Origin of the sequence: Fructobacillus tropaeoli (assembly GCF_016860625.1) — a bacterium.
Lineage (GTDB): Bacteria > Bacillota > Bacilli > Lactobacillales > Lactobacillaceae > Fructobacillus > Fructobacillus tropaeoli.
The window spans coordinates 33642-49315 of record NZ_BOJU01000004.1 but is presented as its reverse complement, the minus strand read 5'-3'; the positions used below and the strand labels follow the sequence as shown (position 1 = coordinate 49315).

General features: G+C 43.6%; 16 protein-coding genes. 2 read left to right on the top strand and 14 right to left on the bottom strand.

All coding sequences use genetic code 11. The features are described from left to right. The first annotated feature begins 28 nt into the window (after positions 1 to 28). Complete coding sequence (locus FT12353_RS05900) at positions 29 to 1078, top strand: Fic family protein (protein ID WP_239061188.1); 1050 nt, start codon at positions 29 to 31, stop codon at positions 1076 to 1078. Between the two features lie 186 nt (positions 1079 to 1264). Here FT12353_RS05900 and FT12353_RS05895 read toward each other — a convergent pair whose 3' ends face one another. The 5 genes from FT12353_RS05895 to rplM all read right to left on the bottom strand — a co-directional run bounded on the left by FT12353_RS05895 (position 1265) and on the right by rplM (position 7982). Beyond that, positions 1265 to 2293 carry a hypothetical protein gene (locus tag FT12353_RS05895; RefSeq protein ID WP_203619039.1) on the bottom strand — a complete coding sequence of 343 codons (1029 nt, stop codon included), beginning with the start codon at positions 2291 to 2293 and terminating at the stop codon, positions 1265 to 1267. Between the two features lie 67 nt (positions 2294 to 2360). Then, positions 2361 to 5072, bottom strand: coding sequence for an SEC10/PgrA surface exclusion domain-containing protein (locus FT12353_RS05890; protein WP_203619037.1), 2712 nt, complete (start codon positions 5070 to 5072; stop codon positions 2361 to 2363). Between the two features lie 300 nt (positions 5073 to 5372). Beyond that, complete coding sequence (locus FT12353_RS05885) at positions 5373 to 6629, bottom strand: hypothetical protein (protein ID WP_203619029.1); 1257 nt, start codon at positions 6627 to 6629, stop codon at positions 5373 to 5375. Between the two features lie 495 nt (positions 6630 to 7124). After that, positions 7125 to 7520, bottom strand: a complete 396-nt coding sequence (rpsI, locus tag FT12353_RS05880) for a 30S ribosomal protein S9 (RefSeq protein WP_059393905.1) — start codon at positions 7518 to 7520, stop codon at positions 7125 to 7127. A gap of 18 nt (positions 7521 to 7538) precedes the next feature. Next, positions 7539 to 7982 (bottom strand): 50S ribosomal protein L13, encoded by a 444-nt coding sequence (gene rplM, locus FT12353_RS05875; protein WP_059393906.1) that lies wholly within the window; start codon positions 7980 to 7982, stop codon positions 7539 to 7541. A 308-nt stretch (positions 7983 to 8290) separates the two neighbouring features. Here rplM and FT12353_RS05870 point away from each other — a divergent pair, with 308 nt between their 5' ends. Beyond that, the gene (locus tag FT12353_RS05870) at positions 8291 to 8524 is read left to right on the top strand and encodes a hypothetical protein (RefSeq protein ID WP_203619027.1); all 234 of its coding nucleotides are present in this window, start codon (positions 8291 to 8293) and stop codon (positions 8522 to 8524) included. 344 nt (positions 8525 to 8868) lie between these two features. Here FT12353_RS05870 and FT12353_RS05865 read toward each other — a convergent pair whose 3' ends face one another. The 9 genes from FT12353_RS05865 to FT12353_RS05825 all read right to left on the bottom strand — a co-directional run bounded on the left by FT12353_RS05865 (position 8869) and on the right by FT12353_RS05825 (position 15610). Continuing rightward, a complete protein-coding gene (locus tag FT12353_RS05865) occupies positions 8869 to 9276 on the bottom strand; it encodes a pyridoxamine 5'-phosphate oxidase family protein (RefSeq protein ID WP_059393908.1) in 408 nt (135 codons plus the stop codon). Positions 9277 to 9360: 84 nt separating this feature from the next. Further along, a complete protein-coding gene (truA, locus tag FT12353_RS05860) occupies positions 9361 to 10134 on the bottom strand; it encodes a tRNA pseudouridine(38-40) synthase TruA (protein ID WP_059393909.1) in 774 nt (257 codons plus the stop codon). A gap of 27 nt (positions 10135 to 10161) precedes the next feature. Next, a complete protein-coding gene (locus FT12353_RS05855; protein WP_059393910.1) occupies positions 10162 to 10962 on the bottom strand; it encodes an energy-coupling factor transporter transmembrane component T family protein in 801 nt (266 codons plus the stop codon). Continuing rightward, on the bottom strand, positions 10955 to 11854 hold the full coding sequence (locus FT12353_RS05850) for an energy-coupling factor transporter ATPase (RefSeq protein WP_059393911.1): 900 nt from the start codon (positions 11852 to 11854) through the stop codon (positions 10955 to 10957). The genes FT12353_RS05855 and FT12353_RS05850 overlap by 8 nt, the downstream gene beginning before the upstream one ends. Further along, positions 11830 to 12651 (bottom strand): energy-coupling factor transporter ATPase, encoded by an 822-nt coding sequence (locus FT12353_RS05845; RefSeq protein ID WP_168778925.1) that lies wholly within the window; start codon positions 12649 to 12651, stop codon positions 11830 to 11832. The genes FT12353_RS05850 and FT12353_RS05845 overlap by 25 nt, the downstream gene beginning before the upstream one ends. 191 nt (positions 12652 to 12842) lie before the next feature. Next, the gene (locus tag FT12353_RS05840) at positions 12843 to 13235 is read right to left on the bottom strand and encodes a DUF3021 domain-containing protein (RefSeq protein WP_203619025.1); all 393 of its coding nucleotides are present in this window, start codon (positions 13233 to 13235) and stop codon (positions 12843 to 12845) included. An 8-nt stretch (positions 13236 to 13243) separates the two neighbouring features. Beyond that, positions 13244 to 13858 (bottom strand): LytTR family DNA-binding domain-containing protein, encoded by a 615-nt coding sequence (locus FT12353_RS05835; protein ID WP_239061187.1) that lies wholly within the window; start codon positions 13856 to 13858, stop codon positions 13244 to 13246. Between the two features lie 19 nt (positions 13859 to 13877). Continuing rightward, a complete protein-coding gene (locus FT12353_RS05830; RefSeq protein WP_203619023.1) occupies positions 13878 to 14744 on the bottom strand; it encodes an ABC transporter permease in 867 nt (288 codons plus the stop codon). Then, positions 14744 to 15610 carry an ABC transporter ATP-binding protein gene (locus FT12353_RS05825; RefSeq protein WP_059393915.1) on the bottom strand — a complete coding sequence of 289 codons (867 nt, stop codon included), beginning with the start codon at positions 15608 to 15610 and terminating at the stop codon, positions 14744 to 14746. The genes FT12353_RS05830 and FT12353_RS05825 overlap by 1 nt, the downstream gene beginning before the upstream one ends. Between the last annotated feature and the right edge of the window lie 64 nt (positions 15611 to 15674).

Below are 15674 nucleotides of genomic sequence, written 5' to 3'. Positions count from 1 at the left end.
AAAATGACATCGAAAGGAGAAAGTGACATTGAAAAATTTTGATTATCAAACACTCAATCACCTTGTTATTTCTCCAGAAATGATTAACAAAATGAATCAGATTTTTGAATTACGTGGTAAATTCACTGGTTTAAACAAAGTAAAAACACCCATTTTAGATCGTTTAGTCGAAGTTGCAAAAATTCAAAGTACAGATTCTTCGAATCGAATCGAAGGCATCTATACCAGTGATACCCGGCTGAAGCAATTAGTTGAAAAGAAAACCTCACCGCATAACCGAAGCGAGGCTGAAATTTCTGGGTACAGGGATGTTTTAGAACTTATCCATGAAAGTTACCCTTACATTCCGGTTTCTGGGAATACGATTTTAACCCTACACAAACGCTTGCTTAGCTTTACAGAAAGTACTTGGGGCGGTCATTTCAAAGACATCAATAATCAAATCATCACGCAATACGCTGATGGTTCAACAAAAGTCAGGTTTACTCCGCCTGCAGCTCACATGACCCCCACACTGATTGAAGAGCTCTGTACTGACTACAATGAAGCACAACAACTAAATAAATTCCCCACGATTCTCCTTTGCGGTGCCTTTATTTTTGATTTTGTTTCGATTCACCCCTTTAGAGATGGCAATGGACGCATGTCGCGCTTATTAATGCTGTTAACCCTGTATCAATCAAAATTTGATGTGGGCAAATATATCAGTATTGAAGCACTAATTGAAAAAACAAAGGCTGATTACTACGAGTCTTTAGAAAATAGTTCTACAGGCTGGCATGAAAATACTAACGATTATGCGCCGTTTCTCAATTACTTTTTAAGCGTCGTACTGCAAGCATACCGTGAATTAAACGAGCGAATTACTCTTTCAGAACAAGATAAACTCCCTGCAGAAGAGCTCATTCTACAAACATTGCAGGATCAATTAAAGCCCCTGTCCAAATCCGAACTGATTTCACTTATTCCGACGTACAGTAAAAAGACGATTGAAAGAGCCTTACTGGAATTGAGAGAAGCAAATAAAATTCAGATGACTGGTGCCGGACGTTCAACAAAATATATTCTGCTTGGGTAAAAATAATCGTCGCATCCTACCACTGTACAATCATAACGAGAAAAAAACGTGCAGGGGCACGCCCGATATTAGCCGATTGCTAAACAAAGCAAAATTTATTTTTTATCATCCAAAAGGGACCTACACAGTTTTGTGTAGGTCCCTTTTTAAATAAGCTTATAGACTCTGAATAACTAATTAAAAAAATTATTGAATCTGGAAGTTATAAGTATCGAGCATCTTTTTACCGCCAGCTTTATTAGCAAAGTCAAGAATTGTACTAATAGGAAGCAGGGCATCGTTTTCAAATTCTTTTTTCGTCTTACTCATATCATTTTGATCGGGACTTTCAGTCCAAAACGCAAAAGTACTTGGATGCACCATGACACCATTTTCGTAGTGGGCACCTTCATAATGGAAGCGTGCTGCTCCGACACCGCCTGCCTGAGAGAGTGCAACCGTATATTCTGACGCACCATCAAAACGGCAAATAAATGTAGCACCCTTATTATTTTTCAATACATTCTGATAGCTTTGCCAAAGACCGTTAGATTGCGAATTCATAATGCCATAATAAACTGCTGCTTTTAGCGTGTAATTATCATCTGCTTCCGTCACATCATTACTTGAACCAGAAGCCGAAGATGATGCCGTTGAATTAGAGTTCGTATTTCCACTCATTTCATCACTAATATTGATGCCTTTAGCATAATTATCAAGCTGTGACCGATCATAATGTCGGTTAACGTAGTCCAACACATCACTCAGTTGAACGTCTTTAAAGTGTTGTGTTGAACCATCTAAATGAGCAGCATAGAACTCAACGGTATCATGATTTTGACCACTGAGTTCGTAATAACCCACCTGATGAATATCATTCATTAAATCAGTTGTATATTTGTATTGAACATTTTTGTCACTACCATTTGTTACATGTAGTGTTGCTGTTTTATTCGTTAATCCAGCCTTTACCGGTGCCCAATAGGTCGTATCGTGCATATTATCGGCACCATAGAGACCAATGACGGCTGCTGACATCCTAGCGTTTTTCTGTGTTTCCGAAACGGTGATATCCGCTTTTTTGGTTTTAACAACTTGACTGCTACTATTGCTGTCACTTGCCACTTTTTTATTAGTAGCGAATTTTCCAGAAAAGAACAGCACACTCAGCACTAAAATAATCAAAATGATGAGCGTAATCACAATCGTTTTTAATTGAATTTTTTTATGTTTCATCTTTACTTTCCCACTGAAAGAAGCCCCCTAGAGGGGGCTTCTCAATGCACTATTTTAGAAGTTATTCTTAATGGCGACGCTTTGAAGCATAAGCAACACCGAAGAAAGTAGCAATAGAAGCTGCTAACGTTACGGCAATTGCCCCGTTGCTAGTAGTAGCCTTAACACCAGTTGCTGGCAAAGCAGTACCATTCTTAGCAACCCGTGACAACGTTGATGGTGCCACATCGGCACTAATTGACGTAGCTTGCGCAGTATTACCAGTAGCTGCAGTATCCACTGCAACTGCCGCACCATTTGTACCGTTAGCAACGGCAACATTAGTGTTTTGAGTGTTATTTGTGTTTTCGATTGCTGCAATTTGACCCAACAATGCCTTCTTGTGGTTCAAATCATCAGTATCAGTAGCTAATTGCTTTTGTGCATCAGCCAAAGTGGCCTTCAAAGCAACCAATTCATCTTGACCTGCTGCAACTGTCTTCTGTGCATCAGCAACTTGAGCTTGCAAGTTAGCTGAAACCGCTGAGTCGTCAGCCAATTGCTTTTGCAAATCAGCCAACTTGTTAACGGCATCTTGGTGTGCCTGTGTTGCAGTTGCCAAAGCTTGTTCTGCAGCGGCATAAGCTGGATTATCAACTTGAACTGGTTGACCGTCTGCCTTTGCTGCAGCCTGCAACTTATTGTAGGCGTCAGTTGCTGCTGCTGCTGCGTTGTATGCAGCAGTATAAGCGGCATTCGCATCGTTCATTGCCTTATTGGCATTGTCCAACTCTGCTTGTTGGTCAGCAGTCAACGTGGTGTTAGCAGGAATAGCTGCCAACTTGTTTTGCAAATCAGTTAACTTACTTTGTTCAGTGCCCAAAGTTGTCTTGGCAGCTGCCAAGTTAGCATTGGCAGTATCAAGAGTTTCCTTAGTTGAGGCAACCTTTGATTGATCAACCGTTGTAGTTCCAGCTGCATTTGAAGCATCATATGCTGACTGAGCAGTATTCACTTGGTTCTGCAAATCAGAAACTTTGTTGTTTGTTGCATCAAGCGTTGACTGAGCACTATCCTTAGCAGTTTGAGCTGCGTTGACTTGGTTTTGCAAAGTAGCATAGGCAGGATTGTCAACCATAGTTGGCGTCGTAGGATCATCAGTAAATGTTCCACTTGGTGTTCCATTTACATTGCCTTGAGCACCAATTGATGAATCAATAACCAAATTGAACACTTGTTTTGCAGGGTCGTAGAACTGAACTGCAGCATATGTCAACTTTGAATTATAAGCCAACAACATATCACGATGACCAAAGTGTGAATCAGAATCATCATTAATCATTCCATCCAATTGATAATCAAAAATTACCTTAGCTTGCGCCATCGTTGTAGCACGTCCTGAGCCGTCACTGAAGCTTGATACTTGTCCAAGCGATTCTGAAGCATAATTTCCAGCACCAGGCGTATTTGCAAAGTGAGCTGTAGTAGATGATGCTTCGTGGTGCATGTCCAACACTGATGCATCAGTACTACGAGCATTAACTGCGTTAAGCGCGTTTTGATTTGGTGCAAGTGTAGAATAATCGAATCCAGAAGCTTCACGATACTTCTGAATTTGTTGCAATGCATAATTATTGAATTCCCGCAATTGGTCATCAGTCATACGGTCGCCAGTGATTTTATCTGAATCACTTGCAGCGGCATTCCAAGCATTATACAATGCCGTAGTAGCATCTTGACCTGTTGGGTCAGAAGCATACTTTGAAAAATCAATCGCAGTACCAGAAATATAAATTTGTTTGTTGTGGTCTGAAGCAGCTGCAATTCCAGTTGTTGTTCCAACTTGATTTGCAGCCGTATTGTACTGAGCGGGTGTACCAGTTGAAGTTGATGTGGTTGATGATCCTGAAGCAATTTGCTTTGGCGTGTTGCTCAACTGATTTTGCAAGTTAGTCAAATTAGTAATTGCTGTTTGCAAAGCTTGTTGTTGTGTTGCTAAATCACCACTCTTCAATGATGCCAACTGTGACTTCAAATTGTTCAAGGTATTCAACTGTTGAGCAATAGTCGCTTGCTTTGATGAGTCAGTTGTTCCAGTTTGAGCAGCTTGGTAAGCAGCGTTGGCTTCATCCACAGCTGTTTGGGCTTGTTGAACAGCAGTTTGTGCGTTCGTAACAACGCCTTCTTGTGCGTTAACTGCTTGCTGGGCTGAGGCGCGTTCCATATCATGGTTGCCAGCATCAGCTTGCTTTTGCAAATCAGCTGCGTGTGCTTGCGCATTTTGCATATTCGTCTTGGCTGTATCACTCGTTGCTTGGGCATCTTGTGAAGCCTTGGCAGCATCATCCAATTGTTGTTGGGTTGGCTTTGCTACTGTTTGTTCAACAGTCTTTGGTGTGTTGTTAACAGTTGTTTGAGCAGCATCAGCAGTTGCCTTTGTTGAATCAACAGTCTTTTGTTGATTATCAACAGCTGTTTGGTCATCAGCAACCTTTTGCTTAGCAGCGTTCGCATCATCAACCGTCTTTTGTGCTGTGGTCACAGCGTCTTGCTTATTGTTGACGTTTGATTGCGCTTGGTTCACGTTTGTTTGGTCGTTGTCCACCACTTTTTGTTGGGCATCAACAGCTGCTTGCGCTTGATCCTTCGTTTGAGTAGTCGTAGTTGTTTGACCGGTCGTTGTGCTAGCCGCCTGTTGGTTTGTATCATCGGCATGAGCTGTTGTGCTTGTCGCAGCAACCCCAGTCAAAGCAGCAGTAGCGGCAGCAAGTCCAAAGGCCTTCGTCGTGTTTTTACTCATCTCAATCCTCTCCCGAAAAATATCGAATAATTTTTTGTTACTCTAGCGAAACATAAAAAACAATTCGGATTCTTCTCTCAAAAACATTTTTTAACTTTACATAATCATCATTATCATAAGTAGTTACTCTAAATCACGAATGATTAGCTTCTTTTTATGACAATATTGATTAAACAATCTCATTATACGATAACAAATGTAATTTTGCACTAAAAAAGACTCCTTTTTGTATTAAAAGAGTCTTTTTATTACTAAAATAAATAATTTTGTCTGCATTTAGTAACTTAAAATAGAATGAATTTAATTTTTGTTTAACTTTTTAGTTTCTTTACTAGCTGCTTTAAATTCGCCTAAACGATATGTCCGAACAACGATAATATCACGATCACCTAATTTTTCCCATTCGACCTTTTCTTGATTTTCATTAAAATGTATGTGAAGAGTATTCAACACTGTTTTAATATTATCATTACCAAAATTTTCATATTGATTAGTCACTTTCAAATAACGAATATAATATAAAACTGGATTTGACGCAGTCCACTTCTCTAATCCAGGAAGCTTTATCTTTTCACCATTAGTGTAATTATCCGTTATACCAGCTAAATATAAACGATTTTCATGTTTTCGAACGTCGAATTCAATTCGGTTATTTGATTGATCAACATTAATACGATGCTCGCTAAGATTATAAGCACCAACAATAGTTTTATTACTAGTTGAGACACCAATTAAATATTTTGCCTTCTCAGCATTAGCTTTTTTTAAGACCCACGCCTTTAAAATCAAATCATCATAAACATTAATATAATTTTGTAACCTTGTTCGGTCTTCTTCTGAAAATTCTTTCAGTTTATTAATATCTGCCTCATTAACAATATTGTCTAAAGCATCTTCAAAGTAATGATGCGAATCCTTAACAGTTTGAATAACTTCTTTGTATTCGTCTTTAGATAAAATAGTCTGTAATTCACGTGCAAAGTAATCATTATAATCAATGACTGCACGTCCTTTTTGATAAGTGTCATCTTCGGTTGTAGGGACCAAATCACCACGCTTATTGTCAGAAATTGTAATAGCTAATAGAATTTCGGATAAATTTTCTACTAGTTTTTCTTTGTTTTCTTGACTAATATTTTTATCCTTCACGAGTTGAAAACTAGAAAATTTAGGCATAATTTCTTTATCAATTTCATCTTGATATTGAAAGTAATCTTCGTGAGCACTGTTCTTTTGATTAATTCTTGACTGAATATAAAAAGAACTTAATGCAGCGATAATTGTGATAACTATAGGTGTCCCTGTCCAATAGTTTGTCCAAAATCCTTCTTTATGAGGATTAATGAAAAAGATGATACTTACTATGCCAAAGATAATAAAAATAACGATTGAAGCAAATAATAATGTATTTTCATAATTAAATTTACTAAGAACATGTTCTCTAAACCACGAGAGTTTAACATGATCAAATTGTTTCTTATCAGCGTCGTTATGTTGTCCTGAATTTGTATTACTTGATGAATCAGATTCCACTTTTCCATTGTTGTTTTCTACCATTTTTTTCTCCCAACATTTGTATTTGATTTCTTATGCTATTTTTTGCTTATGATAATGATGATTACGTAAACTAGAAATAATTACTGTAAGCCTTCCTATCAATATTTTTATTTTTCAAAAGCAAAAGTTCCTCTTCTCCCCCCTACAAGACGATTATAACAATTTAGTAATATTTGTAAACAAAAGCATCTCGCACTGATTAGTGTAAGATGCTTTTGCTATACTCTAAAACTATTGATTAAACGAATGTCTATGTTCCCATTGCCTCAGTGTGATTAAAGTCTTGGTCAGTAATCCCATCAAGATATCTCACAGACGTCGCATACTCACTTCCCTGTTTATATCATCAGAACATCAGTGTTACGGGTGTACTCAAAAGATTTAATTTTGCCGTCTTTTACCAACACCAGTTATTACTTAAAATGAACGACAAAAAAGCACCAACCGCAATCGGTTGGTGCTTTTCCATGTTCTCGTAAAACGATAATGTAAAGATTAACGCTTTGAGAATTGTGAAGCCTTACGGGCCTTCTTCAAACCTGGCTTCTTACGTTCCTTCATACGAGCATCACGGGTCAAAAGACCAGCTTGCTTCAATGCAGGACGGAAGTCTGGGTCAACAACGAGCAAGGCACGGGCGATACCGTGACGAGTGGCTCCGGCTTGACCAGAGAAACCACCACCATTAACGTTAACCAAAACGTCATAGTTACCCAATGTATCTGTAGCGTTGAATGGTTGCAAAACAACTTCACGCAAGTTAGGGAAAGGAATGTAGTCTTCGATTGACTTGCCATTCATAGTGATGGCACCGTTACCAGGAACCAAACGGACCCGAGCAACTGAGTTCTTACGACGACCAGTTCCGGCATATTGTACTGCTGCAGTCATATTATCGGCACTCCTTTCTTAGACCAACTTGTTGATGTCAAGTACTTCAGGCTTCTGGGCAGCATGGTTGTGGTCTGCTCCAGCGTATACGTGCAAGTTCAAGCCTTGCTTACGTCCCAAAGATGTCTTAGGCAACATACCCTTGATTGACAATTCCAACAACTTTTCTGGATCATATTGACGGTAGTTACCGGCAGTACGTTCCTTCAATCCACCTGGGTGGTTTGAGTGATGGTAGTAAATCTTGTCAGTTGCCTTCTTACCAGTCAACTTTACTTCACCAGCATTGATGATGATGACGTTGTCACCCATATCAACGTTAGGTGTGAAAGTTGGCTTGTTCTTACCGCGCAAAATAGAAGCAACTACTGTTGACAAACGTCCCAAAACGACGTCCTTGGCATCAATAATGTACCACTTCTTTTCGATTTCGCTAGGCTTTGCTAAAAATGTTGTACGCATGGCGCGCTCCTTTGATTAGTTGTTTACATGTCAGGTCGTTCCTTACCTAACTTTTACAATAAGTTTCCGGGGCTTATCGTGAGGTAAACAATACCAACAACTATTATATCCATTAAGGCCGGCACTGTCAATTATTTTCCCGATTTTCTTGCTGATTTTCCATCAAAAAAATCAGTTCTATTCAAGCTCATTTGCTTCAGAAAAGAGCCCAAAAAATTCTAATGTTCAACGTTATGTTACAAAGTATTTAATTTAATGTGACAAATAAGTCACCGTCGTGTTATAGTACCTTTATAGGAGGAATCCGTATGCTACATCTTAGAGATATATGGAAAACAAAACCCTTCTGGATTTTTATCGCCTTAATGAGCTTAATCGTCCTCGGTGGTAACACCGCCATTGCTTCAGTTGGGCCTAACCCCTTACAGCAGCAACAGCAAGCCCCCACCAAGGTCGCTCAACCAAGCACACCGATTACAAATACCAGTGCTAAGCACATCCTGATGAAGCAGGTAGATATCGCAAAAAATCATGCTGAGTAATGTGGGTGTGCATTGGTTTACTTCTGCTATCGACAAAATTCAGATTCAATAATTAAGAACACTGGCTACCCGAATGCTGCCCAGTTTGCTAACAAAGACAAATTGGAGTCCCATACTCTTCTCCCCGTCATCCCCATTAGCAAACCGTCGGCCTAGCCACGACCCTACTTCTCCTCATTAAACTTTTCAGTTCACTGGCAGCACTGATAAAAAGGAGCCCCAACCGTGATTCATCGGTTGGGGCTTTTTGTTGTTTCAATTTAAAGGTAAAAAAGATTACGATTAATCGCCTGGCCTTCGCTACTAACACCGTTACTGCTTGGCTGCAGGCTATCGCCCGCTAATTAAGCAAAAGTTACCACTTCAGTACCGGCATAGGCGGCTAAACGAGCAGACCTAAAGGTTAATTCCAACAACACTTCTTCTTCAGGGTGTGGGTGGTTCTTCAAGAAAACAGGGTTGGTAAAGTAAGATTGCACATCCTGCCAAGTCTTCTTGGAACGCACCATCGTCACCTGGTTGGATTCGATTCGGGCACCGTTTTCATTCAAAGGCGTCATGATAGCCACCTTGGCATTTTGGTCCAAATCGGCAATCTTCGCCGTATCTGGTTGTGAAACCAGGTACCAAACATTGGGGCGGTCCGGATCAGCCGCAAAGCCCATAATCCGCAGGCTTGGTTGATCATCCTTGGCCGTTGCCACAAAAATCAGTCCCCGAGCAGCCTGAATATATTCCTCAAATAATGTCATGTTAACCTCCGTGTGTCGACTACCATCACCTAATCAACCTGCAAAAGCGCAAGCTGATTTTTTAAAGCGAAAAATTATCCTAACTCACAAACTATTATACGCTACTTCATCCAAATATAAACCGGCTGCGGGCGCTGTGTAGCGCGCCTGCTCACGGTCCTTGGCAGCAATCAAAGCAGGAATGGCATCAACCGGCCGGCGGCCCGTGCCGATTTCCAGCAAAACGCCAACCATAATGCGAATCTGGTTATACAAGAAGGCGTTGCCCTCGAAGGTAAAGACCAGTTCGTGCTCGTCTTCTTTGACCTCAATTTCGGCCTTCGTGATGGTCCGCACGGTTGTCGCCGTCTGATTGCCTGAAGCAGCAAAGGTGGCAAAATCGTGTTCGCCAATCAAATCAGGCATGGCCTGCTCAATCCGTTTCGGGTCCAAATGCCAGTGGAAGTGACCGGTATACCGGCGCTTAAAGGGATCCACATAGTCTTGGGTCGAAACCCGGTAGTAATAACGCTTCTGATGGGAAGCAAAGCGGGCATGGAAGTCGTCTGAGACCTGGTCTACCTGCTTAATCAAAATGTCCCTGGGCAAAATGGTGTTTAGCCCCTTGCGGACGCCCTCACCCGGAATATTAAAAGGCAGGTCGAAGTGAACGACCTGACCATTGGCGTGAACACCAGTATCGGTCCGTGAGGCCCCGACAACCTTAATTCGTTCAGCAGGATTCTTGCCCATCTGGTTGACGGCCTTGATTAATTCCCCCTGAACTGTGCGGTGGCGTTCCACCCCATTTTTACTTTGTACTTGAAAGCCTAAAAAATCAGACCCGTCGTAAGCGACAATCGCACGATAACGCGGCATCGGCGGCTCCCTTCCTGCTAATGTTGTTTAATTGATCCATAGTAATCCGATAAAAAGAAGGACAAACAGTCCAGTACCCAAAGCAGCCACTAAGTCTTGCTTGCTAAAGGATAAGACCCGGTACCGTGTCCGGTTATCCGCAGATTCAAAACCACGAACTTCCATGGCATTGGCTAAGTCCAGTGCCCGTTGCAAGGCCCCAATAAAGAGCGGAATCAACAAGGGCAAAACGGCCTTCGACCGCTTGATAAGTGATCCAGTAGACAGTGACATCCCCCGCGACTTTTGTGCCTTCATCACCTTATCCGTTTCCAGCATCAGCAATGGCACAAAACGCAAGGCAATCGAAAGCATCAAGGCCAGTTCAGCAACTGGTACCTTAATCGCCTTCAAGGGCTTTAAGAGCGACTCGATGGCACTGGCAATGGCCGTTGGCGGTGTTGTCAGCGTTAGGGCCGTTGACATCAGGACAATCAGCACAAAGCGCAAAACTACATAGAGGGCGTTAATCAAGCCCGGCAACGTAATTTTTAAGAACTGCCAGTGGAACAAGACGGGCGTGCCACCAGTAAAGAAGAGCTGAAGGCAGACGGTAAAGATAATGAGCCACATCACGGGCTTAATCCCCCGCCAATAAAGCCCCAGGCTTTGACCCGTTAAGACCAGCGTTAGGGCCAAAAACAAAGTGGCAAGGGCATAGGCCGGCCAGGTATTGGCAAAAATTAAGAGAAAGACATAGACTACCGTGACCAAAATTTTGGTTCTGGGATCAACCCGGTAAAGCCAGGCTTTGCCAGGAATAAATTGACCAATCACGAGGTTATTCATCTCGGTCACCTCCCGTCAAAGAATTTGGCACGGTCACCCGGTCCCAATTGACCTGGACCTTAATTTGCTCGGCCAAGTCCGCCACTGATTTTGGCAAATGGTCAAAATGATAACCATGGTCTTCGAGGTCCTTGGCGAAAGCCACTGGCTCCGGCAAGTCTAAGGCGTGGTCCAAGAACCATTGTCGGTCACGCAAAAAAAGCTGGTCGGGGGCTTCGATGGCCGCCACGCGGCCGTCTTGCATCACGACCACTTGGTCTGCGAGCGCTAGCACCTGGTCCATCTGGTGAGAAATCAGGACCACCGTCTTCTGGGCAGCCTTTAACTCCTGCAGCAAATCCAAAAGTTCCTCTTGGCCCTTGGGGTCGAGACCGGCAGCTGGCTCATCAAAAACCATGGCCTGTGGGTCCATCGCTAAGACACCTGCCAGTGCCACCCGGCGCATTTGTCCACCCGAAAGGTCAAAGGGCGAGTGCTGCCAAAATTCTTCCTTCAGGCCAACCTGGATTAATGCTTTTTTCGCGAGAGCTTCCGCCTCCTCGTCATTCTTGCCAAAGTTCTTAGGACCGTACATGACATCCTCTAAAACTGTGCTGGCGAAGAGCTGATTTTCCGGAAATTGGAAAACCATTCCCACTTGCGCGCGGACTGGTCCCAACGCCTTTTCCTTGGTCTTGCTGGTGACAACTTGGTCGCCAACCACGACTTGTCCACCGCTTGGCAACAAGAGCGCATTCAGGTGTTGAACCAAGGTTGACTTGCCCGAACCAGTTTGGCCGACAATGGCGGTAATCTGACCGGGTTCAACCGTTAAATTGATATCGTCGAGAATCTGCTTTACATTTTTCCCGGCGCCATAATGAAAGCTTAATCCTTCAATGTTGATAGCCATGCTGCCAACTCCTGCTTCGTTAAATACTGGTTAGGTGCCTTTGGCAGGGCTTGAGCTAGTTGAGACTCAAACGGTTGGTCTAAACCAAGCTCTTTGAGTGCCTGCCCCTGGACAAAGAGGTCCTGTGGTCGTTCGTCAAAGGCTAACTGACCGTCATTGATGACGACCACGCGGTCTGCCAAGGCGGCCTCCGCCATATCGTGAGTGATGACGATGAGGGTTAATTGGTCCTGATACTGATTTTTCAGGTCCTTTAAAGTCTGCAAAACAGCACTCTTCCCGGCTGGGTCGAGCATGGCTGTTGCTTCATCTAAAATAATCACTTTGGGCTTCAGGGCCAAGACGGATGCCAAAGCGACTCGCTGCTTCTGGCCACCCGAGAGCGTGTGTGGTTCCCGGTCGGCAAAATCAGCCATCCCCACCTGCTTCAGGGCTGCCTCAATCATCTTCGGCATTTCCTCAGACGGTACCTGGCGGTTTTCCAGGCCAAAGGCAACATCATCGGCGACGGTAGCGCCGACAAACTGGTTATCTGGGTTTTGAAAAACCATCCCCACCTGGGCACGGGCTTCTGCCAGTGTCTCAACGGTCAGTTGCTGACCAAAGATACTAATCGTACCACTGTTGGCTTCTAAGAGGCCCAGGATTAGCTTGGCGAGCGTCGATTTCCCCGATCCGTTATGGCCGACAATCGACAGCCACTGGCCCTCTTGGACTTCGAGGTCAAAATCATGAAAGAGTGGGTCCTGGTCTGGGTACCCATAAGTCAAATTGTTAATTGTAATTGCGTTTGTCATTATCAAACATTTTACCATATTTGTAGGCTAAGGGCCGGTCGCGGTGCCTTGCTTGGCAACAAGTTTGAAATGAACCAATTTTTGTTTGACTGAGATAGTTGACGAGCGCTACTAAAAAAGCCGACCATTCTGGTCGACTTGTTATTCAATCCTTAGGCGGCAGCCCTTAAGCTTTTCGTGAAGCGCGGAGTTCATTTTGTTTGCGCCTTTTTCAAGGCGGCGTTGATTCGGTCAACCTGCGTCTGCTGGTCAACCTTGATAATCAACCAGATCACCAAGTAGGCGGTCACAAAAATCAACCAAAAGTTCAGGTTTAAGATACCATGAAAGACACCCGTCAACCGGTCAGTAAGGACGACCAAGGCAAAGGTCCCCAACAGATGAATGATAATGGCCGCCAAATAAGATAGGCGGTCAATGGTAAAAATCAAAGTTAATAGGCCAATCGCAGCACTCATCAGCAAGACGCCAACGATATCCTTTGTTGTGATTTCAATTGTCTGGACAGAAACCAGCAGGGCCAGTAAATAGGTTAACGAACCATATTCCATACCACGAATTATTTTTAAGAATATTTTCTTCATTTTGTCTCCTATAAGCCTAAGTGGGCCATCAGGGCCTTCACATAACGCCGGCTGACTAAAGCTTGATTGCCACCAGCCAATTCCGCCGTCATATTGCCAGAAAAGCTGTTTGACAGCGATTGCAAGTGGTCGAGGTTAATCACGGAGTGCTTGGAAATTTGAACAAAGTTCGCCTGACCCAACCGGTCAACAAAATGTCCTAACCGCTCCTTCGCCAAAACCTGCCGGTTTGTAGTCGTAATCACGAGCTGACCGGCTTCCACATCAATCAAAATCAGGTCGGCGACCTTCAACAAAATAATTTCATCGGCCGTTTTGACCGAGAGAATACCGGATTGGGCGGTCGTTGCCTGTTTGGCAGAAGGCGCCGAGTGGTCACCACTCTCATCCGAGTTTGAATTTGCTGGCTGGGCCGTGGGCTCCTGTGAATCCGCCAACAGGGATTGGTCAGCCATTACGACAGACGATTTTAGCGATGTGTCTGAATTAGCTACTTCTCTCGATTGGTAGCGTCGCAAATAAGCTAACAAGTTGGTCACCTCTTGGGTAGTTTCTACCGCTTCTACCGTGACCTCCACCTGGTCAACTTTCATTTGCTGATTTTTTCGAAAATGAACTTCCACTAAGCTTCTCCAACAAATTTTATTTAGTCTTCGCCCGGCTCCCACCGTCATGCAGAACCTGTGCCAATAATAAGAGACAACCGATTCCTATTAATCCTAACACAACTAGGTTGCTTTCCAGCCCCGTCAACAAGTGGCCCCATTGAGCCCGAATGCCCATTTCTTGGTCAAAGCTCTTAATGACCGTGCTCTGTCCGGCAAAAGAGGATGAAATTGTCTTGTTCATCAGTACCTGACGGAAAAGTGTCGCCACATAGAAGCTCGGGGTCAGCTTCATCAATGTCTGGGCAAAATCAGGCAAGGAGCCGATTGGAATATAACCGCCGACCAAAAAGCCACTGGCAGTCCCGACAATCGTTGCCACCTTTGACAAATTATCGACCGTTTCAATTCGGTTCAGAATCAAGGCATTCATAATCGTTGATAGAACAGCGCTTAACAGCATGACCCAAACGAGGCCCACCAAGCTTTCAACCGTCAAACTCATACCATCAACGATAATAAAGTAAACCGCCATCACTGCAAATACTGCTACCTGCATCAAGAAGCCCACAACCGCTGCACTCAAAAGATAGGCAGCACGACGGACAATTGGCTTGGTGTCCGTCAAGAAGAGGTCCGCACTGACATGGGTCTCCTTGTCCTTCACCAGCTGTGAGAGGGCTGTCAGCGTCGTTGTGACGCCCGTAATGGCCAGAGTTCCACCAATCAACCAAGTATCAAGGAGCTGATTTTTATGGGGAACACCGGTCCAATCCGAACTAATCCCCTTCTTCAGGAAAACAATGTAAAGAATAAAGGAAATCAAAGCGCCCATCAAGGACATCACCACACCACTGCGGTTACGGAAATACAATAATTGGTTTCGTTTCATTAGGGCAAACATTAGCGCACCTCCTGCCCGGTTAAGGCGATAAAGGCATCGTCCATTGTGCCTTGTAAGTATTCAAAATCAGTCACGACGTCTTTATTTTGACTCAGCAAGGCAATCACTTCGCTAGCCGTTAGTCCCTTGATCAGTAACTGGCCCTCGCCTTGGTTGCTCTCAAAGTCATATCCCTGGCTCAACAACCGTTCTGCTCCATCCTTCTGGACCTCCAAGCGCAATTGACTCGGCGCATACTGATGTTTAATTTCCTTTGAGGACCCACTGGCAATCACCTGGCCGTGATCGATGATATAAACTTGATCAGCCTGGTCCGTTTCATCCAAGTAATGCGTCGTCAAAACAATCGTGAGCTGGTCTTTTTTCTGTAAGTCCGCTAACAAGTGCCAAATTGCCCGCCTTGTCTGGATATCCAAGCCGGTCGTCGGTTCATCTAAGAAAAGAATATCCGGCTTGTTCAGCAATGCCCTGGCAATATCAACCCGTCGTTTTTGGCCACCGGATAATGTCCCATAACGTTGATCAGCAAAGGACGTTAGTCCTAAATCGTGGATTAAGATCTCTATTCGATCTGTGGGAACCCCCTTGTACTGGGCAGCCCGAATTGCCAGGTTTTCATGAACAGTTAATTCCCCGTCTAGGACACTGTTCTGAAAGACAACACCAATCTTGGTCTTTTCTGCGTAAACGACTTCTCCACCGGCTGCTTGATCCAAACCCGTCAGCATTCGCATCGTGGTCGATTTACCGGCACCGTTTGGTCCGAGCAGGGCCGTTAAGGAACCCTTTTGTATTGATAAATTTATTTGCTTAACAGCCTCAAAGCTGCCATAGCATTGACTTAAGTTAATCGCTTTTAAAATCATTTGTCTCTCCTCCAACGTCTTTATTCTAACCATATCTTAGTTTGCTGTCTCGCAATCCCCGCTA

What these genes read in the sequence shown, in the direction of transcription:
- rplM (WP_059393906.1), bottom strand. Translation starts at nt 7,982, where the DNA reads ATGCGTACAACATTTTTAGCAAAGCCTAGCGAAATCGAAAAGAAGTGG.
- FT12353_RS05855 (WP_059393910.1), bottom strand. Translation starts at nt 10,962, where the DNA reads ATGAATAACCTCGTGATTGGTCAATTTATTCCTGGCAAAGCCTGGCTT.
- FT12353_RS05825 (WP_059393915.1), bottom strand. Translation starts at nt 15,610, where the DNA reads ATGATTTTAAAAGCGATTAACTTAAGTCAATGCTATGGCAGCTTTGAG.
- FT12353_RS05870 (WP_203619027.1), top strand. Translation starts at nt 8,291, where the DNA reads ATGCTACATCTTAGAGATATATGGAAAACAAAACCCTTCTGGATTTTT.
- FT12353_RS05890 (WP_203619037.1), bottom strand. Translation starts at nt 5,072, where the DNA reads ATGAGTAAAAACACGACGAAGGCCTTTGGACTTGCTGCCGCTACTGCT.
- truA (WP_059393909.1), bottom strand. Translation starts at nt 10,134, where the DNA reads ATGCCGCGTTATCGTGCGATTGTCGCTTACGACGGGTCTGATTTTTTA.
- FT12353_RS05845 (WP_168778925.1), bottom strand. Translation starts at nt 12,651, where the DNA reads ATGACAAACGCAATTACAATTAACAATTTGACTTATGGGTACCCAGAC.
- FT12353_RS05895 (WP_203619039.1), bottom strand. Translation starts at nt 2,293, where the DNA reads ATGAAACATAAAAAAATTCAATTAAAAACGATTGTGATTACGCTCATC.
- rpsI (WP_059393905.1), bottom strand. Translation starts at nt 7,520, where the DNA reads ATGACTGCAGCAGTACAATATGCCGGAACTGGTCGTCGTAAGAACTCA.
- FT12353_RS05830 (WP_203619023.1), bottom strand. Translation starts at nt 14,744, where the DNA reads ATGTTTGCCCTAATGAAACGAAACCAATTATTGTATTTCCGTAACCGC.
- FT12353_RS05885 (WP_203619029.1), bottom strand. Translation starts at nt 6,629, where the DNA reads ATGGTAGAAAACAACAATGGAAAAGTGGAATCTGATTCATCAAGTAAT.
- FT12353_RS05840 (WP_203619025.1), bottom strand. Translation starts at nt 13,235, where the DNA reads ATGAAGAAAATATTCTTAAAAATAATTCGTGGTATGGAATATGGTTCG.
- FT12353_RS05865 (WP_059393908.1), bottom strand. Translation starts at nt 9,276, where the DNA reads ATGACATTATTTGAGGAATATATTCAGGCTGCTCGGGGACTGATTTTT.
- FT12353_RS05850 (WP_059393911.1), bottom strand. Translation starts at nt 11,854, where the DNA reads ATGGCTATCAACATTGAAGGATTAAGCTTTCATTATGGCGCCGGGAAA.